Annotated in this window: 14 protein-coding genes; 3 read left to right on the plus strand and 11 right to left on the minus strand. The window is 49.7% G+C overall.

Features of this window, described 5'->3' with window-relative positions:
* The first annotated feature begins 101 nt into the window (after positions 1–101).
* Both DWZ56_RS05275 and DWZ56_RS05280 read left to right on the plus strand, forming a co-directional pair.
* Positions 102–950, plus strand: coding sequence for a helix-turn-helix transcriptional regulator (locus tag DWZ56_RS05275; protein WP_118555345.1), 849 nt, complete (start codon positions 102–104; stop codon positions 948–950).
* A 19-nt stretch (positions 951–969) separates the two neighbouring features.
* Positions 970–3,156, plus strand: a complete 2,187-nt coding sequence (locus DWZ56_RS05280; RefSeq protein WP_118555346.1) for a hypothetical protein — start codon at positions 970–972, stop codon at positions 3,154–3,156.
* Here the strand turns inward: DWZ56_RS05280 and DWZ56_RS05285 are convergent.
* From DWZ56_RS05285 to DWZ56_RS05330, 10 genes are all read right to left on the minus strand, one after another.
* Positions 3,153–3,713, minus strand: coding sequence for a VanZ family protein (locus tag DWZ56_RS05285; protein ID WP_118555347.1), 561 nt, complete (start codon positions 3,711–3,713; stop codon positions 3,153–3,155). The two genes, DWZ56_RS05280 and DWZ56_RS05285, sit on opposite strands and share 4 nt — an antisense overlap.
* A gap of 599 nt (positions 3,714–4,312) precedes the next feature.
* Positions 4,313–5,221, minus strand: a complete 909-nt coding sequence (locus DWZ56_RS05290) for a carbohydrate ABC transporter permease (RefSeq protein ID WP_118555348.1) — start codon at positions 5,219–5,221, stop codon at positions 4,313–4,315.
* Between the two features lie 15 nt (positions 5,222–5,236).
* Positions 5,237–6,181: an ABC transporter permease gene (locus DWZ56_RS05295; protein ID WP_118555349.1), complete on the minus strand. Its 945-nt coding sequence runs from the start codon at positions 6,179–6,181 to the stop codon at positions 5,237–5,239.
* 33 nt (positions 6,182–6,214) lie between these two features.
* A complete protein-coding gene (locus DWZ56_RS05300; protein ID WP_118555350.1) occupies positions 6,215–7,291 on the minus strand; it encodes a glucuronyl esterase domain-containing protein in 1,077 nt (358 codons plus the stop codon).
* A 30-nt stretch (positions 7,292–7,321) separates the two neighbouring features.
* Positions 7,322–8,953, minus strand: coding sequence for an extracellular solute-binding protein (locus DWZ56_RS05305; protein ID WP_118555351.1), 1,632 nt, complete (start codon positions 8,951–8,953; stop codon positions 7,322–7,324).
* A 332-nt stretch (positions 8,954–9,285) separates the two neighbouring features.
* Positions 9,286–11,589 carry a helix-turn-helix domain-containing protein gene (locus DWZ56_RS05310; protein WP_118555352.1) on the minus strand — a complete coding sequence of 768 codons (2,304 nt, stop codon included), beginning with the start codon at positions 11,587–11,589 and terminating at the stop codon, positions 9,286–9,288.
* Positions 11,590–12,067: 478 nt separating this feature from the next.
* Positions 12,068–13,147 (minus strand): ComEC/Rec2 family competence protein, encoded by a 1,080-nt coding sequence (locus tag DWZ56_RS05315; RefSeq protein ID WP_118555353.1) that lies wholly within the window; start codon positions 13,145–13,147, stop codon positions 12,068–12,070.
* A gap of 246 nt (positions 13,148–13,393) precedes the next feature.
* The gene (locus tag DWZ56_RS05320; protein WP_118555354.1) at positions 13,394–14,566 is read right to left on the minus strand and encodes an SGNH/GDSL hydrolase family protein; all 1,173 of its coding nucleotides are present in this window, start codon (positions 14,564–14,566) and stop codon (positions 13,394–13,396) included.
* A gap of 51 nt (positions 14,567–14,617) precedes the next feature.
* Positions 14,618–16,045 carry a hypothetical protein gene (locus DWZ56_RS05325; RefSeq protein ID WP_118555355.1) on the minus strand — a complete coding sequence of 476 codons (1,428 nt, stop codon included), beginning with the start codon at positions 16,043–16,045 and terminating at the stop codon, positions 14,618–14,620.
* A gap of 11 nt (positions 16,046–16,056) precedes the next feature.
* Positions 16,057–17,550 (minus strand): MBOAT family O-acyltransferase, encoded by a 1,494-nt coding sequence (locus DWZ56_RS05330; protein WP_118555356.1) that lies wholly within the window; start codon positions 17,548–17,550, stop codon positions 16,057–16,059.
* 257 nt (positions 17,551–17,807) lie between these two features.
* Here DWZ56_RS05330 and DWZ56_RS05335 point away from each other — a divergent pair, with 257 nt between their 5' ends.
* Positions 17,808–19,604 (plus strand): DUF6020 family protein, encoded by a 1,797-nt coding sequence (locus DWZ56_RS05335; RefSeq protein WP_118555357.1) that lies wholly within the window; start codon positions 17,808–17,810, stop codon positions 19,602–19,604.
* A 27-nt stretch (positions 19,605–19,631) separates the two neighbouring features.
* On the opposite strand, the gene DWZ56_RS05340 is transcribed toward DWZ56_RS05335, so the two are convergent.
* Entirely contained in the window at positions 19,632–20,549 is a 918-nt protein-coding gene (locus DWZ56_RS05340; protein WP_118555358.1) for a glycosyltransferase family 2 protein, read from the minus strand.
* Positions 20,550–20,604 lie beyond the last annotated feature (55 nt).

Here is a 20,604-nt window from a genome sequence, read left to right on the forward strand (position 1 = left end):
AATTTCACATAGTATTATCTTTTCACTTTTCTTTGAAAGTATAGTATAGTATAATCATATAATCAACATTAAAAATTGCTTAAAAAAGGTAAAATATTGCTATGGCCAAATCACAGGTTATCGAAACCAAACGAATACTGCATACCCCCAGCGACTTCGCTAAATCCACGCTTTTCTATGTCCAGGAGGCCGGCCGGCTGCGCAGTCTGAAGTCCCATGTCAGCAGGCGTGAGCATCTGGATTCCTTCCTGTTTCTGATCGTGCTGTCAGGGGAAGGGGCCGTGACCTACAGGGACAGGCGGTATCATCTAAGGGCCGGCGACTGCGTGTTCATCGACTGCAAACCGGGCTATTCCCACCAGAGCAGTGAAAAAAATCCCTGGGAGCTGATGTGGGTGCATTTTAACGGGCCGATGGCGCAAAACTATTACCAGTACTATCATGCCACCCTGGGAGGGAATTTATTCCATACCGCCGCTCCGGCAGAGTTTACCGCTCCGATTCAGCATCTGATCGATATGCATGCCGGGAAAAGCACCTGGGATGAAATCATGGCCTCCAAGTATATCACCGATATTCTGACCATGTGCGTGTCCGTGCCGAAACAGCAGGAGCTGATTTTAGACAGCGGCATCGTCCAGAAGCTCAAGCTGGTCCGCGAATACATTGACGAACATTTCCAAAATAAAATATCCCTGGATGAGCTGGCGGAAACCTGCTTTGTCAGCAAATACCATCTCTCCAGGGAATTCAAGCGCATGTACGGCATCACGGTGGGCAGCTATATCCTGGCCCGGCGGATCACGCTGGCCAAAGAAATGCTCCGTTTTACCGGCCAGTCCATCGAATCCATCGCCGGGGCCTGCGGGATTCCCGATACCAGCTATTTTAACAAGGTATTCCGTAAATCTGAGGGAATGACTGCCAGTGAATACCGCAGAAAGTGGTAACGCAAAAGAAAGGACACAAATGAAAACTAACTCTGTAACGAACCATACCGTATTCCTCCGGCACAATAGGACAGACGGACGCCAAGGCCAAACGGACGCCGCTTGGACGGTCAAACGGCCGTTTCCCGCATTTTTGGCGGCTGCCGGCGCGGCTTTTCTGCTGGCACTCCTTTTGGAACTGCTTCTTTTTAATTTCCGATGGCTGGGGTCTTTGTCCAATCAGCCTCTAAAGGGCCTGGTTCCCGCAGCGGGCAGCGGCATGACCGACAACGGGGACGGCACATATACAGTCCGCAGCAGAGGCGAACCTATACTGGAATTTACCGGCATCGGCCATAAACTGGACAATATCCATCTGGATGCGGAGGTGCTGCAGGAAGATAAGGAGGGCATAACCGCGCCTTCGAAGAAGGTGCGCACGTTTTCCTTCGTCATACTGGCACAGGATGAAGCCAACACCGATTATTTTGAGCTGCCGGAGCATGTGAGCTCCCATTCGCTGAAGGAAAGCCAGTATTTTCATTTAAGCCTTTCCGGGAAATCGGACAAGCTTGCCATCCGTTTTTCGGGTCTGGAGGGACAAACGGTCCGCGTACATGACATCAGCTTCAATGTCCGCGTGCCGCTGCACTTTTCCGCCATTCGGCTCTTTGTCTGCTTTTTCCTGATCCTGTTCATCTATTATGCAAGACCTGAATCAGGCATTTACCGGCACATTTTCGATCCGTCCAACGGGGTGCAGACGGCGCTGATTTTCCTGACGGGCATCGTGCTGTCCGTATTTCTGGCTTCCCTGTCCCGTGCTAACCCGCTGTTTACCGCCCCTGCCTGGGAGCATCATCAGCAATACCAGGAGCTGGCTCACTCCATGGCGGACGGGCATTATTATCTGGATGAGGAGCCCTCCAAAGAGCTGACGGAACTGGAAAATCCGTACGATCCTGCCCTAAGAAAGGAAATGGACGTGAGCTATCAGTGGGATACGGCCTATTATAACGGCAGGTACTACGTTTATTTCGGCGTGACGCCGGAACTGCTGTTTTATCTGCCCTATTATCTGGTCACCGGCAACGACCTGCCCAATCACACTGTGGTCATCATCGCTCAGACCGCTTATGTCTTCGGCATGCTGGCGCTGATGCGGGAATTTATCAAAAAGTATTTCAGCCGGATTCCGTTTTTCAGCTTTCTTCTGCTCACCGTGACCGCCATAATCGGCAGCGGCGCCGTCTATATCGCGAAAAGACCGGATCTGTATCACGTTCCGATCATCACAGCGCTGGCGCTGACCGCCTGGGGGCTGACACTCTGGATTTCGGCCGTCCGGCCGGATGCGGCAGACGGAAGGAAGGAAACGTCCTTAAAGGCCAGGCTCCCCCGGGGCCGGTACAGCTGGCCGCGCATGCTGGCAGGATCCTGCTGCATGGCAGCCGTGGCCGGAAGCCGCCCGCAGCTCCTTGTGGGAAGTCTGCTGGCACTGCCGCTGTTTATGGGGATTCTCAAAAAAGAGAACCGCAGAGAGCTGTGGAAACTGCTGGCGCTGGCCCTTCCTTATCTGGGCATCGCTGCTTTTCTGATGTACTATAACTATGCGCGTTTTGGGTCAGCGCTGGATTTCGGAGCCAACTATAACCTGACCACCAACGATATGACCCGCCGCGGATTCGTGCCGGGGCGTATCCCGCTGGGCATCTTCACCTATCTTTTGCAGCCTCCGAAGATCAATGCCCGCTTTCCGTTCCTTTATACGGCGGACATACTGACCACCTACCCGGGGAAAACTATCCAGGAAGCCGCCTTTGGCGGCCTGTTCACCACTAATCTGATCCTGATGGCCCTGTTTGCCGTCAGATATGCCGCAGGATGGCTTAGAAAAAAGAAGCTGTTCGCGTTCTGTATGCTCTGCACGGCGGGCGCGTTCTTAATCGTCGTCGCGGATACCGAGATGGCCGGCATCCTTACACGATACAAAAGTGATTTCGGTCTGTTTTTCTTTCTTCCGGCGCTGCTGATCCTGTTTTCGCTGATGGAAGCCCACGCGGGCAAACGGTGGATGGGCGCGTTTCATCAGGTGCTCTTCTGGGCCGGCTTTTGCAGCCTGGGGTATCATGCGCTGCTGATACTCGCAAAATGCTCCTACTCCTGGCAGACCGCAAATCCTCTGCTGTATGAGAGAATCGCAAGGCTGGTACAGTTCTGGCTTTAAGTTTTGCGGCGCACGGTATCAAAAACGCAGTATGCCAGCAGGGCGATGAGAATGCCCGCGGCGGCGCCCAGGCTGTCAATGCACACGTCCTGCAGGCTGGGGCCCCTGCCTGCTACAAAGCTTTGATGGAATTCATCGCTCCCCGCGTAGGCCGCGCAGATGAGAAGTGTGAGGCCGGCCTTTTTCCATATTGCCGGCGGGAAGGTGAACATTGTTAACATCACGCTGATACCCAGCATGCAATAGACGGTCATATGGGCGGCCTTGCGGACACAGAAGCCGAGTATTTGGGTGAGCTTAGGCGTCATAGCTCCGTTCAGGTCCTGTCCTGTGATCCGGTCGAACAGATCGACCGCCGTCTGCAGGACCGAATCGCTTAGCGCTCCGGACTGTTGGCCGTTCTCAGCGGAAAACCGAAAGATCAGGATCATCCAAAACAGCGCTAATAGTATCCCGGTCCAGCGCAGGATCCTGCGCCGGCGGGTCAGCTTGACTTTGTTTCTCTTTTTTGATCTGCCAAATCCGTATTTGAAAGCAGTGCATTTCCCGTTATCCATGTTTCCTCCCGCCTTTCGATTGTCTGATTGGATATATTTCACAGTTTCATTGTTCTGTATCCTGTATTATATGGCAAAATATTCATTTTCATATTATTTTTGTATGATATTTACAATAATTTGATTCATTATTTGTTTACTATTTTGTGTTATAATTTGTCGTATTCTGCGTTACTATTAGCGGAATCGGAAATGAGATTATCCCCCCCAACAAACCGTACACCATCAAATATGTCTAACGCCCTTTAGACGCTATAATCTCGTTTCCGTTCCTGAAAAAGGCAGTCTGCCCAGCGCATTGTGCCGGCAGGCTGTCTTTTTCAACTATTGTTACGTATTCTTAGGGGCATGATCTGCTTCTTCCAGCCCCGTTTCTGCTTTTCTTGCAATACTATCATATATTATCAGAGTTCTGCTGCACAGGCAAGCGCCTGCCGCATTTTCTAATTACTAATAGCGCATATTAATCTTCGCTATTATAATAAATCACATCCCGCGGATTTCTGCCCTTATCTTTCTCATTCACTTCATCAGGGCTGCCCGCGATATTACTGCCGGCCAAACTGATGACCGGCAGATCTTTTCTTTGGTGTCGTTTTTCAGCCTTTGACCGCTCCCACCATCACCCCTTTGGTAAAGTATTTCTGTATGAATGGATATACCATCAGTATGGGTACCGTGGCGATTACCGTACATGCCATTTTTACCGCCTTATCCGGCGGGGCGCCGCCGGTGTCATAATAGTCCATGGCGATCTCCGAAACCTGAGACGTCAGCTGTATGATCGAACGCAGCTGAATCTGGATCGGGAATTTTTCCGCGGTCTTTAAATAGATCATGGAGTTGAAATAATCATTCCAGAATCCCACGCCGTAAAACAGTGAAATCGATGCGATTACAGGCTTGGATAACGGCAGCATGATCTTCACAAAGGTGCCTGTATCCCCGCAGCCGTCCACATAGGCCGCATCCTCCAGCTCACCTGGCAGCTCCTGAAAGAACTTCTTGATGATGATCATATTAAACGGGCTGATCAGCGCCGGAAGGATCAGCGCCCAGTAAGTGTCGTACAGCCCATACGCGCAGTAGACAATATAGGACGGGATCATGCCGCCTCCAAAGAGCATCGTGATTATGACCATGTTCATGATCAGATTCCGCCCTCTGAAATGCGGTTTAGAAAGAGGGTAGGCAAACAGTATAGTAAACACCATGCACAGCGCGGTACCAAGCACGGTTAAAATGATTGAATTTTTCAGCCCCCGCAGGATGTTGGCCGTCCTCACGGCATATTTATACGCATTCAGCGACCATACCTCGGGTATGATGAAAAAAGCTTTTTCCGTCAATTCTTTATTGGTGGCGAAGGAGCCGCCCAGGATATAGAGAAACGGCAGTATCGCCGAGACCGCCACAAGCCCCAGCATCGTATATATCATCACGTCCACGATCCGGTCTCCCGGGCTTTTTCTGATCTTAATATCCTTCTTTTTATGTAAGACAGCCATACTATTCCCCTCTCTTTAATATAATCCGCTTTCTCCGAATCTCTTGGCGATCCGGTCCGATCCGAGCACGAGAATCATGCCCACCACGGACTTAAACATTCCCGCCGCTGCCGAGAAGGAATACTGGCCGTTTGTAATGCCCCTGGTAAAAATGTAAGTATCAAATACATCCGCCATCGACATGTTCAAATCGTTCCTCATCAGAAAGATCTGCTCATAGCCGGTATTTAAAAGTCCGCCCACGCGCAGGATCAGCATCATGATCACAGTGGATTTGATGGACGGCAGCGTGATATGCCACATCAGCTTGAAACGTCCCGCGCCGTCCATGCGCGCCGCCTCATACATCTCCTGATCCACGCCGGCCAGAGCGGCCAGGAATATGATCGTGCCGTATCCGGTCTCCCGCCAGATATCCTGACCCACAATCATCCCCCAGAAGGACGAGCTTTTGGACAGGATATCAAAAGAATGCCCTGTAATGTTCTGAAATATCAGATTGACCGCGCCGTCCTTCACATTAAACAGCTGATAGGTCAGGCTTGCTATGATCACCCAGGATACGAAATGCGGGATATACACCAGGGTCTGTATGGTTCTTTTATAGGCGCTGTGCCTGATCTCATTCAGAAACAGCGATAATATGATCGGCATGGGGAAAAATGCGATCAGCTGCAGTATGCTGATTCCCAGAGTATTGCGCAGCAGCCGGAAAAAATCCGGCGTGTCGAAAAACTTTTTAAACTGCAGAAGCCCCACCCAGGCGCTTCCCCAGATCCCCTTAAACGGGCTGTAATCCTTAAATGCGATTACAAGGCCCCCCATGGGCACATACCGGAACATAAGAAAATAAATGACGCCCGGCAGAACCATGAAATACAATCCCTTATGTCTTAAAAAATATTGCCAGTTGCTCATCTCATTGGTCTTAACGGACCTGTTTTTATTCTTGCCAGCCATATAAGGACCGCCTTTCTTTCTTCTATCCGCTCACTACACATGATGGCGCTGCCTGTATCTCATATAGCAGTGCCAGTCCTCCCTGGTCAGCGCATGTGTCCCTCTCCTGATGTGATACGCGATGTGCCCCTCCTGCAGCATATCTCCGGCCTTAGGATATCCCCGGCAGACCAGGCCGTCCAGCCCCAGAAACTCATAGGCCGGCGATGCCGCCGCGCAGCTTAAGAACTCTGACTTTGGATCCGCCCAGCTGTCTTTGGATGCGCTGGATATATACACCCGCCGCGGCGCCGTAAGGGCCAGCAGGAAGTGCTGGTCAAAGGGCAGCAGTTCCGGGTGATACGCATATTTCTGCAGATTGCCGCAAAACCAGTGTCTGCTTAAATTCTCAATCCGTTCACCGGTTTTGCCACGGAACAGGGCGGCGCCCCCGGCGCCGGATCCGGCGCTGATCACCAGAGAACAGCGCTGATCCAGGGCGGCGCTAAGCAGCGCCGCCTTACCGAGTCTGGAATGCCCCACAACGGCGATCCTGCCGGTATCTATATCCTGCCTTGTCATCAGATAATCGGTCACCCGGCTGATTCCGTATGCCCACATGGCGATCTTACCCCATCCTATGTAAGGAGTCTTTTCACAGAGACCGCCCACGCCTTCCAGCTCCGCCTCCGGCCGGTCCGGCATGATATCCTGATAGTATACTGTGACCGCCGCATAATGGCAGTCGATCAGCTCTTCCACAATCTCCGTGCCCGGAAAGCCCGTCATATACAGAAACACCGCAGGCTTTTGGACCTCTTTGGGTATAGCCAGCCGGACAGGGTAACAGCATACGCCTCTCACCGTGCTCACCCGAATCAGGACCGTTTCTATGACTGCCTTGCCGCCGTAGGCGTCCGGGTCAAGCTTTACGGTTTCTGCGGATACACTGCACTCACGGAATGACATGAATCCGTACAGTTCCCGTAAGATTGCCTCCCGCATCTGTGTCCGCTTCTGTTCCCACTGTTCTGCATCCGTGATCTTCTTTCCGTCAAGGAGCATGAAATCGGGCAGATTTCTCCTTTTCAGTTCCTCCTCGATTTCCTGCATTCCGTCCTTATTTTTCACTCTTACATCCTCTTTCAATGCGCCTTTTTGCTATTTGTTTGCGAGGTACTGTTCATTTACCTCTTCGATGATCTGTCCGCCGCCGTTCTGGTACCATTTATCCCATACGGCCCGCAGGCCCGCTTCATCGATTTCGCCGCAGATATACTGGCTTCTGGCCTGCGTAATCCACTCGTCCAGCATGGCTCCCACATCGGAATAGGTGGTGGAATTGAGCAGATAGGAGGTGGCAGGGTTAAACACCGCGCACTCCTCATTCTTTTTATAGACCTCCGACTGTTTCACCTCGCGCTCCGTCATGACGGGCATCGGATCGGTGAGAACGCCATAATCGGGAAGCCTCGGTTCCATCGTTTCCAGCCCTTTATAGCCTACGGAAAGTTCGCTGTTTTCGATATCCAGATCCACCAGGTTTCCCTCAGCATCGGTTTCCCAGTGGATCCCTTCCAGGCCGTACTCCATCAGAAGCCTGGCTTCATTGGTGCTGAAACGGTCGATCATGGTCAGCGCCGCCTCAATCTTCTCCGGCGTATCGCAGGTAGTGGCGCTGATTGTAAGGAAACCGTTATAACCGGCCGTCGCTGTGGTCTTTTTGTTGATCGGCCCTACAAGCTGCATGGCCGCCGGTTCATCAGGGTTCATTACCGAAGGAGTAAAGCTGTCTTCCGCCACAAAGTAGTCCCAGATCTTGCGGGCATTGTCCATCACATCCACGAAAACGCCGCATTCTCCGGTCTTGGTCGCCTCCATGATGGTTGTTCCTTCACGCACCGCCCAATCGGAAGGCATCAGGCCGTCTTCATATATCTTTCTGAACCAGTTGAGGGCATCCATATATTCATCCTGCATATGAACCGGCACCAGCCGTCCTTCCTCTTCAGCCCAGCCATTGCCCACGCCAAACCAGGACTGCATGATATCGAAATCGCCGGTATAATTCGTCATCTCAAGGCCATAGGTGTCATCCTTTCCGTTCCCGTCCGGATCCTCATAGGTAAATTTCCAGAGCATGTCATATACATCCTCAACGGTCTGGGGATCTTCGGTAATCCCCACCTTCAAAGCCCAGTCTTTTCTGTAGGAAAGGCCGTTTCTGCCGATGATCCTGGTGCGCGGAATGCCGATCAGCTGTCCGCCCACCGACAGTGCATCCGCAACATTCTCATTCATCTGGGACAGGTACGGATACTTCTGTGAATCCCATATATAGTCGTTGAGATTTACAAAAGCGCCGTTCTGGGCGGCGGATACGATATTCCCTTTCAGATTCCAGTGCACGATCACCATAGGCATGGACTCTGGCTTGGCAAGCATGAGGGGAATCTGATTGTCCGCATCCTGCATCCAGTCTATTGACATCTTCACGCCGCAGATCTCCTCCAGCCTGGAGCGGATTTCCTCTCCGTATTCGCCGGAATTGCTCATGCCTGCGTAGATATCGATGGCGGCTATGGAAACTTCCACCGGCTCCTTTCCTCCGGCCGGCTGCGTTTCATTATCCTTTGCCGCGCCGCTCTGCGGCATCTGCTCGCTCTGCATCGGGGTCTCTTTGGATGTTCCGCTGCCGCCGGATTTGCAGGCGCCAAGGGACAGTATAACGGAGAGCGCCAGCATGACCGCCGCGGTTCTCCTCATTGTCTTTCTGAATATTCTTCTCTTCATAAAGATATCCTCCTCGCTGGTTTAATGTGTTGGTTTGAATGCGCAGATTTACATAGATCTAAATCTGCAGATTTAAATATTTTTACCGCTTTCAGGATTTTCCGGAAACCTGTTGAACTCATCCTATCACCGGGCAGAGATGATTGAAATAATCATTTGATTAATCGGTCAAATTATATAGTTTTTCCATTTGTTTTTAGTTAGTAATGCACAAAAACAATCACTTCATTCCCGGAGAGATATGAAGTGATTGTTTTTCGCATGTTTTGAGGGGAAGTGGCGCACTGATGTGCTAGAGCGTGTTTGAAAATTCATTTCCGCAACTGCACGCTCTAGTGAAGCCTCCGGAATTTTCCCGGTGTCAGGCCTGTGCATTTGCTGAAAAAACGGATAAAATTCTGGGTATTTGAGTAGTTCAGCGCGGCGGCGATCTCATTTACTTTCATATCTGTCTGGAGGAGCATGCGCTTGGCCTCTTCCAGTTTATATTCCTCGGCAATATCGCTGTATGATTTATTGCTCACCAGCTTCAGCGCCTTCCAGACATAGGCGGAATCAACCCCGAGTATATCCGCACACTCATAAAGGGTCAGATTTCCTTTATGCTGGTCGATGAGACGGTACACGCTCTCGGCAATGCTGCCGGATTTATCGTTGATCAGGGAAAGCCGTTCCTTAAATACAGCGTCAATCAGCGTGTGCCGAACATAGCTGCTGATCCCGGACAGCTCCATGCCGTCCAGTATATCCTGATAGATTCTGCCGATCCCGTTGGGATTAATTTTCTCAATATCCACCTGTATCTGAAATGCTACCAGCAGAATCGCATTGACATAGCTCAATATACATGCCCGGATCTCTTCAACAGACCCGGCGCTGTTGCCCAGATACTCAAAAAACTCCTCCGTAATCCTATGGCTTTCCTGTTCGTCCATGGAACGGATACTCCTCTGGACCGCCTTTTCATAAGAAAGATCGTATTTTTTACCCCCATAATCCTTATCAACGGTCAGATCGGATATATAGTAAAAGAGGCCGGTTTCATTTACGCCGGCAATATTCTGCGTGAGCAGGGCGTTGACGCTCTCCCTGTATGAATTGTGTACATGGCCGTAATTGGAATGAACAGAACTCACACCCATGCGTATGTGGCTTCCGAATGCGGTCCCTATGTACTCACTGACAGCGGCATAATAGCTTCCGATCTCGTTCTGAAGCTCCTCCTCCGATTCCGCAGCCAGCAAGGCGCAGATTGTACCGGCATGATATACCGCAGGCATCCAGGGGATCTGTCTGACTTTATCCGGCATATTCTGCAGGATTTTGAGGCTGATCGCATCCTCATTCAGATTGCTCTGTTCCTCCGCATCGCCCCGTGAATCCAGAACCAGTACCGCAGAGACAAAATACTTCCGCGGCGCTCTGCAAAATTCTTCTGTGTAATCCCTCCACTCTGCTTCCGAGATTTCCCCTCGGATCAGCCTCAGTTCAAACAGTTCCTCCAGGTGCGCCTGCTGCTGGGTTACGGTCTCCTCCAGAGCGGTCTTATCCTTTCTCAAATGCTGGAACTGATCCGATAGATAGTAGATCTCATTTCCCTGTATTTTATTGCGTTCTTCCTTCCCTGCCATGTCCCTGATCAGCGCTCCTACGGGATAGTAAATGGCCAGGACCGCCAGAATAAAGGAGAGAAACATAAGTATGATATTGGCCAGAAACCAGCCTCCGGATAATCCGCTGCCCGCCAGAAAGCCTTTGTTCACATCGTAAACCATAAAGAAGGTCCAGCCAAGAAAGCCCGACCTGGCCGATGATATCACGTATGTATTGCTGCCCGCATCATCCTTTTTATTTATAGGTTCCGAAACCTGCAGACCTTCTTCCTTCATGCGGACGCACTCATCAATCATTCGGCTGTCGGAAACGTAAACCGCGTTCCCGTCATCGTCCAGCACGATGATCTCCTCACATTCATTCAGCCAGGGAGTGATCCAGGCGTCATACTGCTTCGGAGAGACATTGACGATCAGCCGCGCATACTCATTGAAGCTGTTAAACGGCAGCCCTATGACCAGATTCAGCCCTTCCGTATCAATGCTGAAACGGTAGTTCTTATCCCCCTGTTTCACCGCATCCGCAGCATCCGCATAAGCCCAGTAATTTTTAGGCGCTTCGCCGCTTTCCCAGTTTAAATACTTCTCAAGCGCATCCGCATTCACAATCTCTGGCACGGAAAAAAGCCCCTTATTGCTCAGCACCCATCCAGTTTTATAATTAATCAGAGCAAAACCGGAGACATCCGTGGTATTCTTATTCAGGACGTTGAATGCCTGGGTATATCTGCTGTAGTCAGAATAGGACATCTCATTCTCAATCAGCCAATTGACGCTTTCGCTCTCTATGGCGATCAGATAGTGGTTCTGAAGCGCTTCCGTCCTGTCATTAAAATTCTTGATAATCTGCAGGATTCTTTCGGATGCTTCTTTTCTGGCGTTTAAGTTTCTCTGATATTTGTATTCGGAATATTTGTAGACGGAAAAAAGGACCAGCATGATACAGATCAGACTGAGGCTGATCAGCACGATGAGCCGTTTGTAGCTGATCCTGGCAAGATATTTACGCTTACGATTTTTCAATGTTTTCCCCCCGGATATAAGAGCGTGTTTGAAAGTGCTTTTTCGTTATAACTATGACATTTTTCATTATACCAAAGATGCGCATGATTTCAAATGGCAATTAGAAGATGCTCTGTCTTAAACCGCCTCGAATTCTCAAAATAAAAGAAGCTGTGCGGCTCCAGGGCATACCGGATCCAAACAGCTTCTTTTGCATGTGAAAGAAAATTTTAATGCCATGTGGACGTGCGGCAGGCATCCGTATGCGGCCTTTTGGAAACGCCTATTGATATTATCAACTAGGACTAAGGGGGGATTTCCTATTCAGCCGCGGACCTCCTGACGCATGTCCACTTTTATGACATGAAACCTCTGAAGATTTCTTTTATATTCTACTACATTTTTCCTTTCCATGCATTGGTATATATTACAAAATATTCCATGAAAGTTTGTATAATTTTTAGTGTAATATTTTAAGGTCTGCTGCGTTTCTAATAGATTAGTCTATAACGATCTCATTTGGCCCATTAAATGCCTTCAAGGACGGAAGATTTCTGTTCTTTAATATAGCGGCCGTTTCCTGTGTGCCGAACCTGCCATCTCCCAGGTTCCCCTCTTCATCCCTGTCATAATACTGCGGCAGCGTGCAGTCTATAAAAGCCAGCCCGGGTTGGGTCAGGCGAAGCAGCTGGTCTGTAAAACCGCCGAATCCATGGTGCGGGATCTGCACACAGTCCGTCTTCCATCTGTCATCCCCTTGTGGAATCCGCTCCAGCATCTTGGAAAGCGACCCGTCCGTGATATCTCCGGTAATCATAATGCGATAACCGCCGAAATCAAAGTTCAGCACCAGCGAGTTGCTGTTCACATGATAGATTGTCCCGTCAAAGCTGTGCAGGCAGTCCACCGTTATTCCGCCGATCTCAAGCCTGTCATCCGCCAGCATAGGGATAAACGGGATGTCTGCTATGCTGTTTCTTGCAGCTTCAAACTCATCGAACAGCAGATATTCATTGAGCGCCTTTAAATCCTTGCCCTCTGCCTCCTCAGTGAAGTACTCCGGGGTAAACGGGGAATAATACACATTTTGAATCGTCAGCCCGTTGTGCCCTTCCTTATTGACATTGTATAAAAAGGCGCCTATATGGTCCACATGGGGATGAGTCAGAAACCAGCCCTTTACCACGCCTCCACGTTCCATCAGAAAATCGTGGAGATAATCTCCGTCTCCCTTAAAGCCGCCGTCTATGACTATGAGTTCACCTCCGGGCAGCTCTATCACATAGGACGCGCCCTGATTGCCCGTCTGGAGTGGCAGCTGCCAGAAACGGTAAGTACCCTTCTCCTGGCCGGAATGGACGGTTATACGGGCCGCTTCCTGGTTATCAAAGCCAATATTATAATAGTCTGCGCCCGCTGCCGAATCTTCCGCCTGGGACAGGCGGGCTGATATCCCGTCCAGCTGTGCGCCCAGAACATTGATCTTCTGGTTAAATTTATATGCCAGCAGACCTGCAGCCGCTATGAGGAGGACTGCGGCCAGCATGGCGGCCGTATGTGCAATTCTTTTTTTATTCAACTGTTTTCCTGCTTTCTGTAATGGCTGCGCAGTTCGGCGCGTTTTGATGAATTTTGTCGTATTTTGTCGATCTGTGCATCAATTTAATACATGGCTTTTGTAATTTGTAAATGGTACTTTCAAAGCGAATGACTAAATGCCCCGCTGGCAGGCAGCGGGGCATCCGATTCCAATACGGCAATAGACTTCTCATAATGCCGTACAGGCTCTTTACAATGCAATTATATAACTGCCTGTAAATTATTTTTATAATATGGATTTTAAAAATTCCACCATCACATCACCCAGATGCGCCTTGCCTGCGCTGTTTAAATGTATCCTGTCCACCGTGTAATCGGCCTGGTTGGACGGGCTGAAATCTGAACCGTAGTACAGATCGATGACCGGCACGCTCTGCGCCGAGGCCACCTCTTTAATCGCATCGGCATAGGAATTGAGAGTCAGGCCAAGCGTATTGCCCGAATCATAGGTATTGTACGGTGTCACCACGATAATCTGGGCTCCGGGAACGCGTTTTCTCACTTCGTCGATGATGTGGGAAAGCCCCCCCTTTACCGTTGAGGTATCCGTAATCTCACCAATGGCGTGATCAAAGATCAGGTCATTGACACCGGCAAATATGGTAATCACATTCGCGTCCGTCGGTATGGTCTGGATCCTTGCTCCCAGCCACTTATCGCTTCCGTCATCCGCCAGATAGGCGCCGGCTTTTCCGGCATTGTCAAAACCTGAGAAGCCGAAATAATTTGTGACCGTATCCTGCCATCCGCCCTGGGCGGTAATGCTGTCCCCGAAACTGCACCATTTCTTGCCGTTCCCCGCATTGCTCGGGCTCGGAGGAGAGGTCGGCTGTTCCGGCGGAGGCGCCTGCTCGCCGTTTCCCGGATCCCCGCCCGGATTGGGCGCATTGGTTTCCGCTATTGTAGTCGTCTCCGGAACCGGTTCCTCCGTGGTGAGGTATTTGCTGTTTACATAGGCCTCTTTGCCCTTATAGCTCACCTGGCTCCACCCGTTGTCGCAGATGCCGGTCCTCGTCACCTTCTGTCCTTTGGCCAGTCCGCCGACCTTATCCGCCTTCGCGCTCCAGAACTCACGCACATTTACAGATGTGGTCGCCCAGACGGTTTCCTCCACGGTTTTGATATCTACCGGAGCAAATGTTTCTTTCTCCGTAGTCTCCTCTGTGGGTTCTTCTGTGGTCGCCTCTTCGGTTGTCTCCTCCGTGGTTTCCTCCGTTGCAGGCTCTGCCGTCTGCTCCTGTGTGGTATTTGCTTCGCTTGTCTGAAGCTCTTTCTGTGTTTCAGTCGGTTCCGATGTCTGTTCCTGATTCGCCCTGAAGCTGCAGCCGCTTAAAAGCAGCGCAGCAGTCAGAAGCATGGCCAGCAGAGCCGGGCCTCTCTTGTGAATGTAAGTTTTCATAGGATCCTTTCATCCTCCTGTAAGAAGTTTATGGTTTATTGTATTCCAATACTACTTTCTTATGAGTTGCTGCCCGTCATTTGTGATGCAGACGCTGTCCACCACTTTCTGCAGCACCTTGTCGTAAACCACGATATTGATGCTCTCTTTGTTCAGCGCCCACTCCCGCAGATCGATCATGACGGAGGCGATATCCGAGCCGCAGGTGATTTCCCATGCGATTCCGCCCAGCTCCTGTGTGTAAGCGGCTTGAGGCGCTTCTGTGGAATCATCCACCAGAATCTTACCGCCGTCAATCATGCACACATAATTATTGTCACGGTGGACCAGCTCCTCCGTATCGATTCCAAGATCCCCCAGAGCTCCCATCACCTCTTCGCCGATGGCCATCTGATCCGGCTTGATCACAATGCCCACCGCGTATTCCGGATCGGATAGGTAGCTTAAATAGGTGACAGGGTCTCCTTCCGCTCCTGTCTTGCCGGCGATTACTTCGCGCTCGTAACGCTCCAGCATCGTGTTCCATCCAGCGTAGTCCGTATTCTGGCGGTTATCCTCCAGTTGGAAATGATCTTTTAAATATCGCCCGAAATAATCGGTCACTTTTGCCGCACCCGCAGGATTCAGATGCTCCGAGTCATAAAAATCTTTGCTGAAATCGATACCAAGTTCGTCCATATGGTACATCAGATTTATATAATGCTGTCCGGCCGCCTGCAGGATCTGGCCGGCCTTATTATAGCACGCCTGGTAGTCGTCCGCAGCTATATAGGGAAATACCGTGAATACCAGTTCTACGTTATTCTTCGCCGCCAGATTCACTATTTTCTCCAGCGCCTCTACCGTATCCTCCGTCAGCTCCTTTGTCTGATCCGCAGGTATTACATTGGGGCTGGTAAACTCCACATTGCCCCAGCGAAGCTCCGTCCCTCCGGTATTATTATAGGGCCGTTCTGTCAGATAGAGAAAGTCCTCCTTCTCCAGTTCATTCCATCTAGTGTGATATAGGAACATATTATAAAAAAGTTCCAGCCGCAGCGATTTGGGAGCGGCATTCATAATCGCACCGATTTTGCTGGCCCCCCACTGCAGGTTGTCCACACTTTTGTGCAGGTTAGCTGCATCATCGTTGATCTGCGACTCAAATGCATAATACAGATCCACCACAACGACTTTGGGATGCTGCTTTTTGATCGCCTCTTTGATGTAATAATACGTCATGTTCAGGCGCTGACCGTGCTGGCCGATGTTGTAGGAGGTAAACCCGTAATTTTCCCAGAGCTTCATGGGGAGCACTCCGTTGAGCATATGGCTGGAACCCGCAAAGATCACATCCACACTGTCCTCTTCCAACTCATAAAACCCGCCCATAACAGCCTTGGAATATTTCTGTTCCAGCAAGGCGCTGTTTACGGACAAAACCGCTATGAGCACCGCCAAAAATCCGGCAAAAGCGGCTAATCTTCTTATTTTTTTCATGGGCACCTCTCCTAAAACTGAAAATAGATGAACTGGCTGGCATCAAATCCAGGTCCGTAGACGCCCAGATTCAAAATGGCCAGTATCGCCAATATATAAATCAGCCAGCGAAACCACAGTCCCTGCTTCGCCAGTGTCTCTCTGATGTGCATGCCTTTGTACTTAAGAAGGCTCACCACAAACAGCACTCCGATACAGATAAGCGTCAGGTAAAATTCCGGCTCCTTCAGCCCCAGAGTAAACAGAGAGCCGTCCACCAGCATCCAGGGATAAAAGTAATTCTTGAACCGTTTAAATATCTCAATGGCCGCGTATATGCTGTCGGCCCGGAAAAACACCCATGTGAAATTAATCAGTCCGAAGGTCACCGCAGCCTTCAGAAGTTTATGGCTGAACGAGGAACGGTCGATACGGAAAATACGGACCAGCCGGTCGCGGACAGGTTTTAAGAGAGAACCGACCACCTGAAATGCGCCGTTAAAAAAGCCCCACAGCACGAATGTCCAGCTGGCCCCGTGCCACAGGCCGCTGGCCAGAAAAACAATCATTATGTTGAGATAATGCCGCACTTTGCCGCACCGGTTTCCACCCAGAGGAATATACAGGTAATCCCTGAACCAGGTGGTCAGCGAGATATGCCAGCGGCGCCAGAAGCCGGCCACGGATGTGGCAAAATAAGGCGTATCAAAGTTATCCATCAGCTTAAAGCCCATGACCTGTGCCGCGCCTATGGCGATATTGGAATAGCTCGCGAAATCACAGTAAATCTGTATGGCAAAAAAGAGGGTCGCCACCAGCAGCGGAACTCCTGTCTGATGCTGCCAGGTGCCATATACAGAGTTTACCAGAATCGCCACCCTGTCGGCTATGACAAGTTTCTGGAAATATCCCCAAAGCATCAGTAAAAGCCCGTCTCTGGCCCTCGTAAAGCTGAATGTATGTCTCTGACCGATCTGGGTGAGCAGGTTTTTGGATCGTTCAATGGGCCCTGCCACCAGCTGCGGGAAGAAGGACACAAACAGCGCGTATTTCGCCACATTCCTCTCGACATAGATATCCCCCCTGTATACATCCATGGTATAGCTTAGAGCCTGGAAGGTATAGAAGGATATGCCCACCGGCAGGATCACATCGAACTCGGGCTGTACCAGCGTTATATTGAGAGCACCCAGCACCCGGTTTAAATTATCCACCGCAAAATCAAAATACTTGAAGAAAAACAGTATGGACAGATTCAGAATGAGGCTGACCGCCACCCAGAATTTCCGCCAGAAATTTCTTTTTCTCTGATCCTCCATCTTATTGGCCTGATCGATCAGCAGGCCGCTTAGATATGTCAGCAGCGTGGAGGTCGCCATCAGCAGCGCATACTGCGGGTTCCAGCACATATAGAAATAGTAGCTGGCTCCCAACAGCCACAGATAGCGTATCTTATGGGGTATCAGAAAATAAACCAGTGTTACCACCGGGAAAAAGATCAAAAATGATATCGAGTTAAAAAGCATAATTCCTCCGCTCTGTGCTGTATGGGCACGTATTTTCCCACCTGTCTGGCCCGGACAGGCTGATGGTTCCATGGGGTTCATTATAACCTGTCTTCCGGGAATTTACAACCTTGCGGCCGTTATGGACGTGTTAAATTTTTCTTACGATGTCTGCATTGGCTGTAATATCCTGTTTCATTGTTGTTATCCCTGCGGGAATGTATTATAATTATATCCAAATGAAAGTCTTCTAAAGTTTTACTCGCTGGAGGTCTCCCATGAATCACCTGAAAAAACACGTTAAATTATACAGCTTTATATTTGCCTGTATGGCCATATACAGCATATCCTTCGCGATTAATCTGGAAAACGGCAGCCTGGTCATCAGCAACAGTGTATTTTCACTCATTTTTCTGCTTTGTTTTTATCTAATCATAAGCAAAGGCATTCTGGCAGCCAATAAGTGCAACCTACGCTTTTGTACTATAATGGGATTGATTTTCTCATCCTTTCTTATTATCGGCAGAGAAATATACGTTCATTCAGGTATTGACTATTCGGCAAAAGGGATGTTCCATAAAGCATTCCTGATCTGTTCCCTAGGCATACTGTTTGCTGCGGTGCTGCTGATTATGCTAAACTTCCTGTCCTCCGCTGCCGGCAAGGTGAAAAATATCGGTCCGGGCAGCCGTCTGCAAATACTTGCGGGTCTGAGAAGCTCTGTATTTGTCATCTGGGCATTTATATTTCTGTGCTGGCTTCCGGTATTTCTGGCCTTTTATCCCGGCATATTCGCCTATGATGTGCCCAACCAGGTGAGCCAGCTGCATTTTAGAGAATTCACCTCACATCATCCTGTTCTCCATACATTATATCTTGGCATTTGCATCGGAATCGGAAAACAGTTTCATTCATACAATCTGGGAGTTGCGATCTACACGCTGTCACAGATGGCCGTCATGTCTGCCATATTTGCGTATACATGCAGCAAACTGAACCGCTGGGGAGCCCCTGTATGGGTCTGGGTATTATCCATACTATATTTCGCGCTGCATCCGTTAAACTCCATGTTTGCAGTCAGCACTACAAAGGATGTGCTGTTCACCGGTTTTCTGCTGTTGCTGATTATTTTTCTATATGAAATGTTTAGAGAGCCTGATATTTTTGTACATTCAATTTTTCTTCAGGCACGTTTTCTTGTTACGGTGATATTAATGGCCAGTTTCCGCAACAATGGTTTGTATGCGTTTCTGCTGTGTATCCCTTTTATACTCATGTTACAGAAAAAGCGCCGGCTGCGTCTGACGCTTATCTGCGCGGCTGCAGCGCTGGCTTATCTGCTTTTTATAAACATCCTTCATCGCGGTCTGCACGTATCCTCCGGCAGTATTGCCGAAATGCTCAGCATACCCATACAGCAATTCGCTCGGGTTACTGCGCTTCATCAGGAGGAACTGGCTGATGAAGACCTGCAGGCTCTCTATGGCTATATTGATGAGGAAAAACTGACGCTATATAATGCCTACCTCGCAGATCCTGTAAAGGATGGATTTAATCAGGAAGCATTTTATGAAAATACAAAAGGATTTGTAAAGTTATGGGTACGGCTGGGGCTCAAATACCCTGGGACCTACGCGGATGCGTTTCTGACCTGCAGCCTGGGCAACTGGTATCCGAATATGAATTATCCCAATATGCATCCTTACATGGAGACGTCCGTTAAGGATGTCTATCTGGATCTGCCATTTGAACGCCAGAGCAAACTTCCATGGCTGGAGGAGCTCTACGGAAAACTGGCTTATGATACGCCCCACCAAGGATATCCGATTGTTTCCATGCTGTTTCAACCCGCCTTTTTTTCATGGTTTCTGCTGTTTGCGGCGGCCTACTGTGTCCATGTGAAGAACCGTCCAGGTTTCCTCGCGCTGATGCCGCTGACGGGCCTGTGGCTGACACTGCTGCTGGCGCCAATCGCTCTGATGCGCTACTCATATCCTTTAGCCGCCGCGCTTCCTATTATGATCTGGTTTATGCTGGACAGGCACAGCTGTCCGCAGCCAGAAAATGCAGGATAGAGTTAAACGTCTAACCTGCATTTATCTTTATCGTTTTATGCTGTTTAAGTACAATTCAAACAACTGCCTATGCTTTTTTACAAGCACACTTAAGATAATTCCGCATACCCACATCAGGATGCCGATCACAGCTACGATGCAAGCCACGATCAATGTGGGAAAACGGAGCACCAGGCCGGTCTTAATATATTCGGCCAATACCGGCAGGAAAAAGATCAAGGCAATCAGCTCGCACAGAAGCATGATGACGGTAAAAAAGCTATAAGGCTTATAGTCGCGGAAGAGAGTCGCGATGGTCTTTAACACTTTAACTCCGTCACTGACCGTATTCAGCTTGGAAACACTGCCTTCCGGACGGTCACGGTAGGTTACCGGGATCTCTTTCAGATAAAAGTTCTTGTCCAGCGCGTGTATCGTCATCTCCGTCTCAATTTCAAACCCTTTTGACAGCACTGGGAAGGACTTTACAAACAGGCGGCTGAATGCCCGGTACCCGGTCATGATATCGCGGACATCACTCTTAAACAAATGGTTGATCAGACCGCGCACCACACGATTGCCGGTATTGTGGAACGGTCTCTTATTTTCTGTGAAATAGGTGGAGGACAGCCTGTCCCCAATCACCATATCCACCCCGCCTTCCAGCACAAGATCACACATCTGTCTGGCATTTTCAGCCGGATATGTGTCATCCCCGTCGATCATCAGATAGCAGTCCGCGTCGATTTCCCGAAACATGGTGCGGATCACGTTTCCTTTTCCCTGACGGTGCTCATAGCGCACGGTCGCCCCGGCCTCCCGGGCAATTTCATCCGTATGGTCAGATGAGTTATTATCATAGACATATATCTCCGCTTCAGGCAGAGCTTCCCTGTAATCTTCGATCACCTTTTTGATCGTCAGGCTTTCATTATAGCAGGGTATCAAGATGGCAATTTTATTCATAGGTTCCTCCAGTTTGCTTTGAAATCTATTATAGCGGTCCTTTTACAGGATTTCA

Origin of the sequence: Lachnotalea sp. AF33-28 (assembly GCF_003477885.1) — a bacterium.
Lineage (GTDB): Bacteria > Bacillota > Clostridia > Lachnospirales > Lachnospiraceae > AF33-28.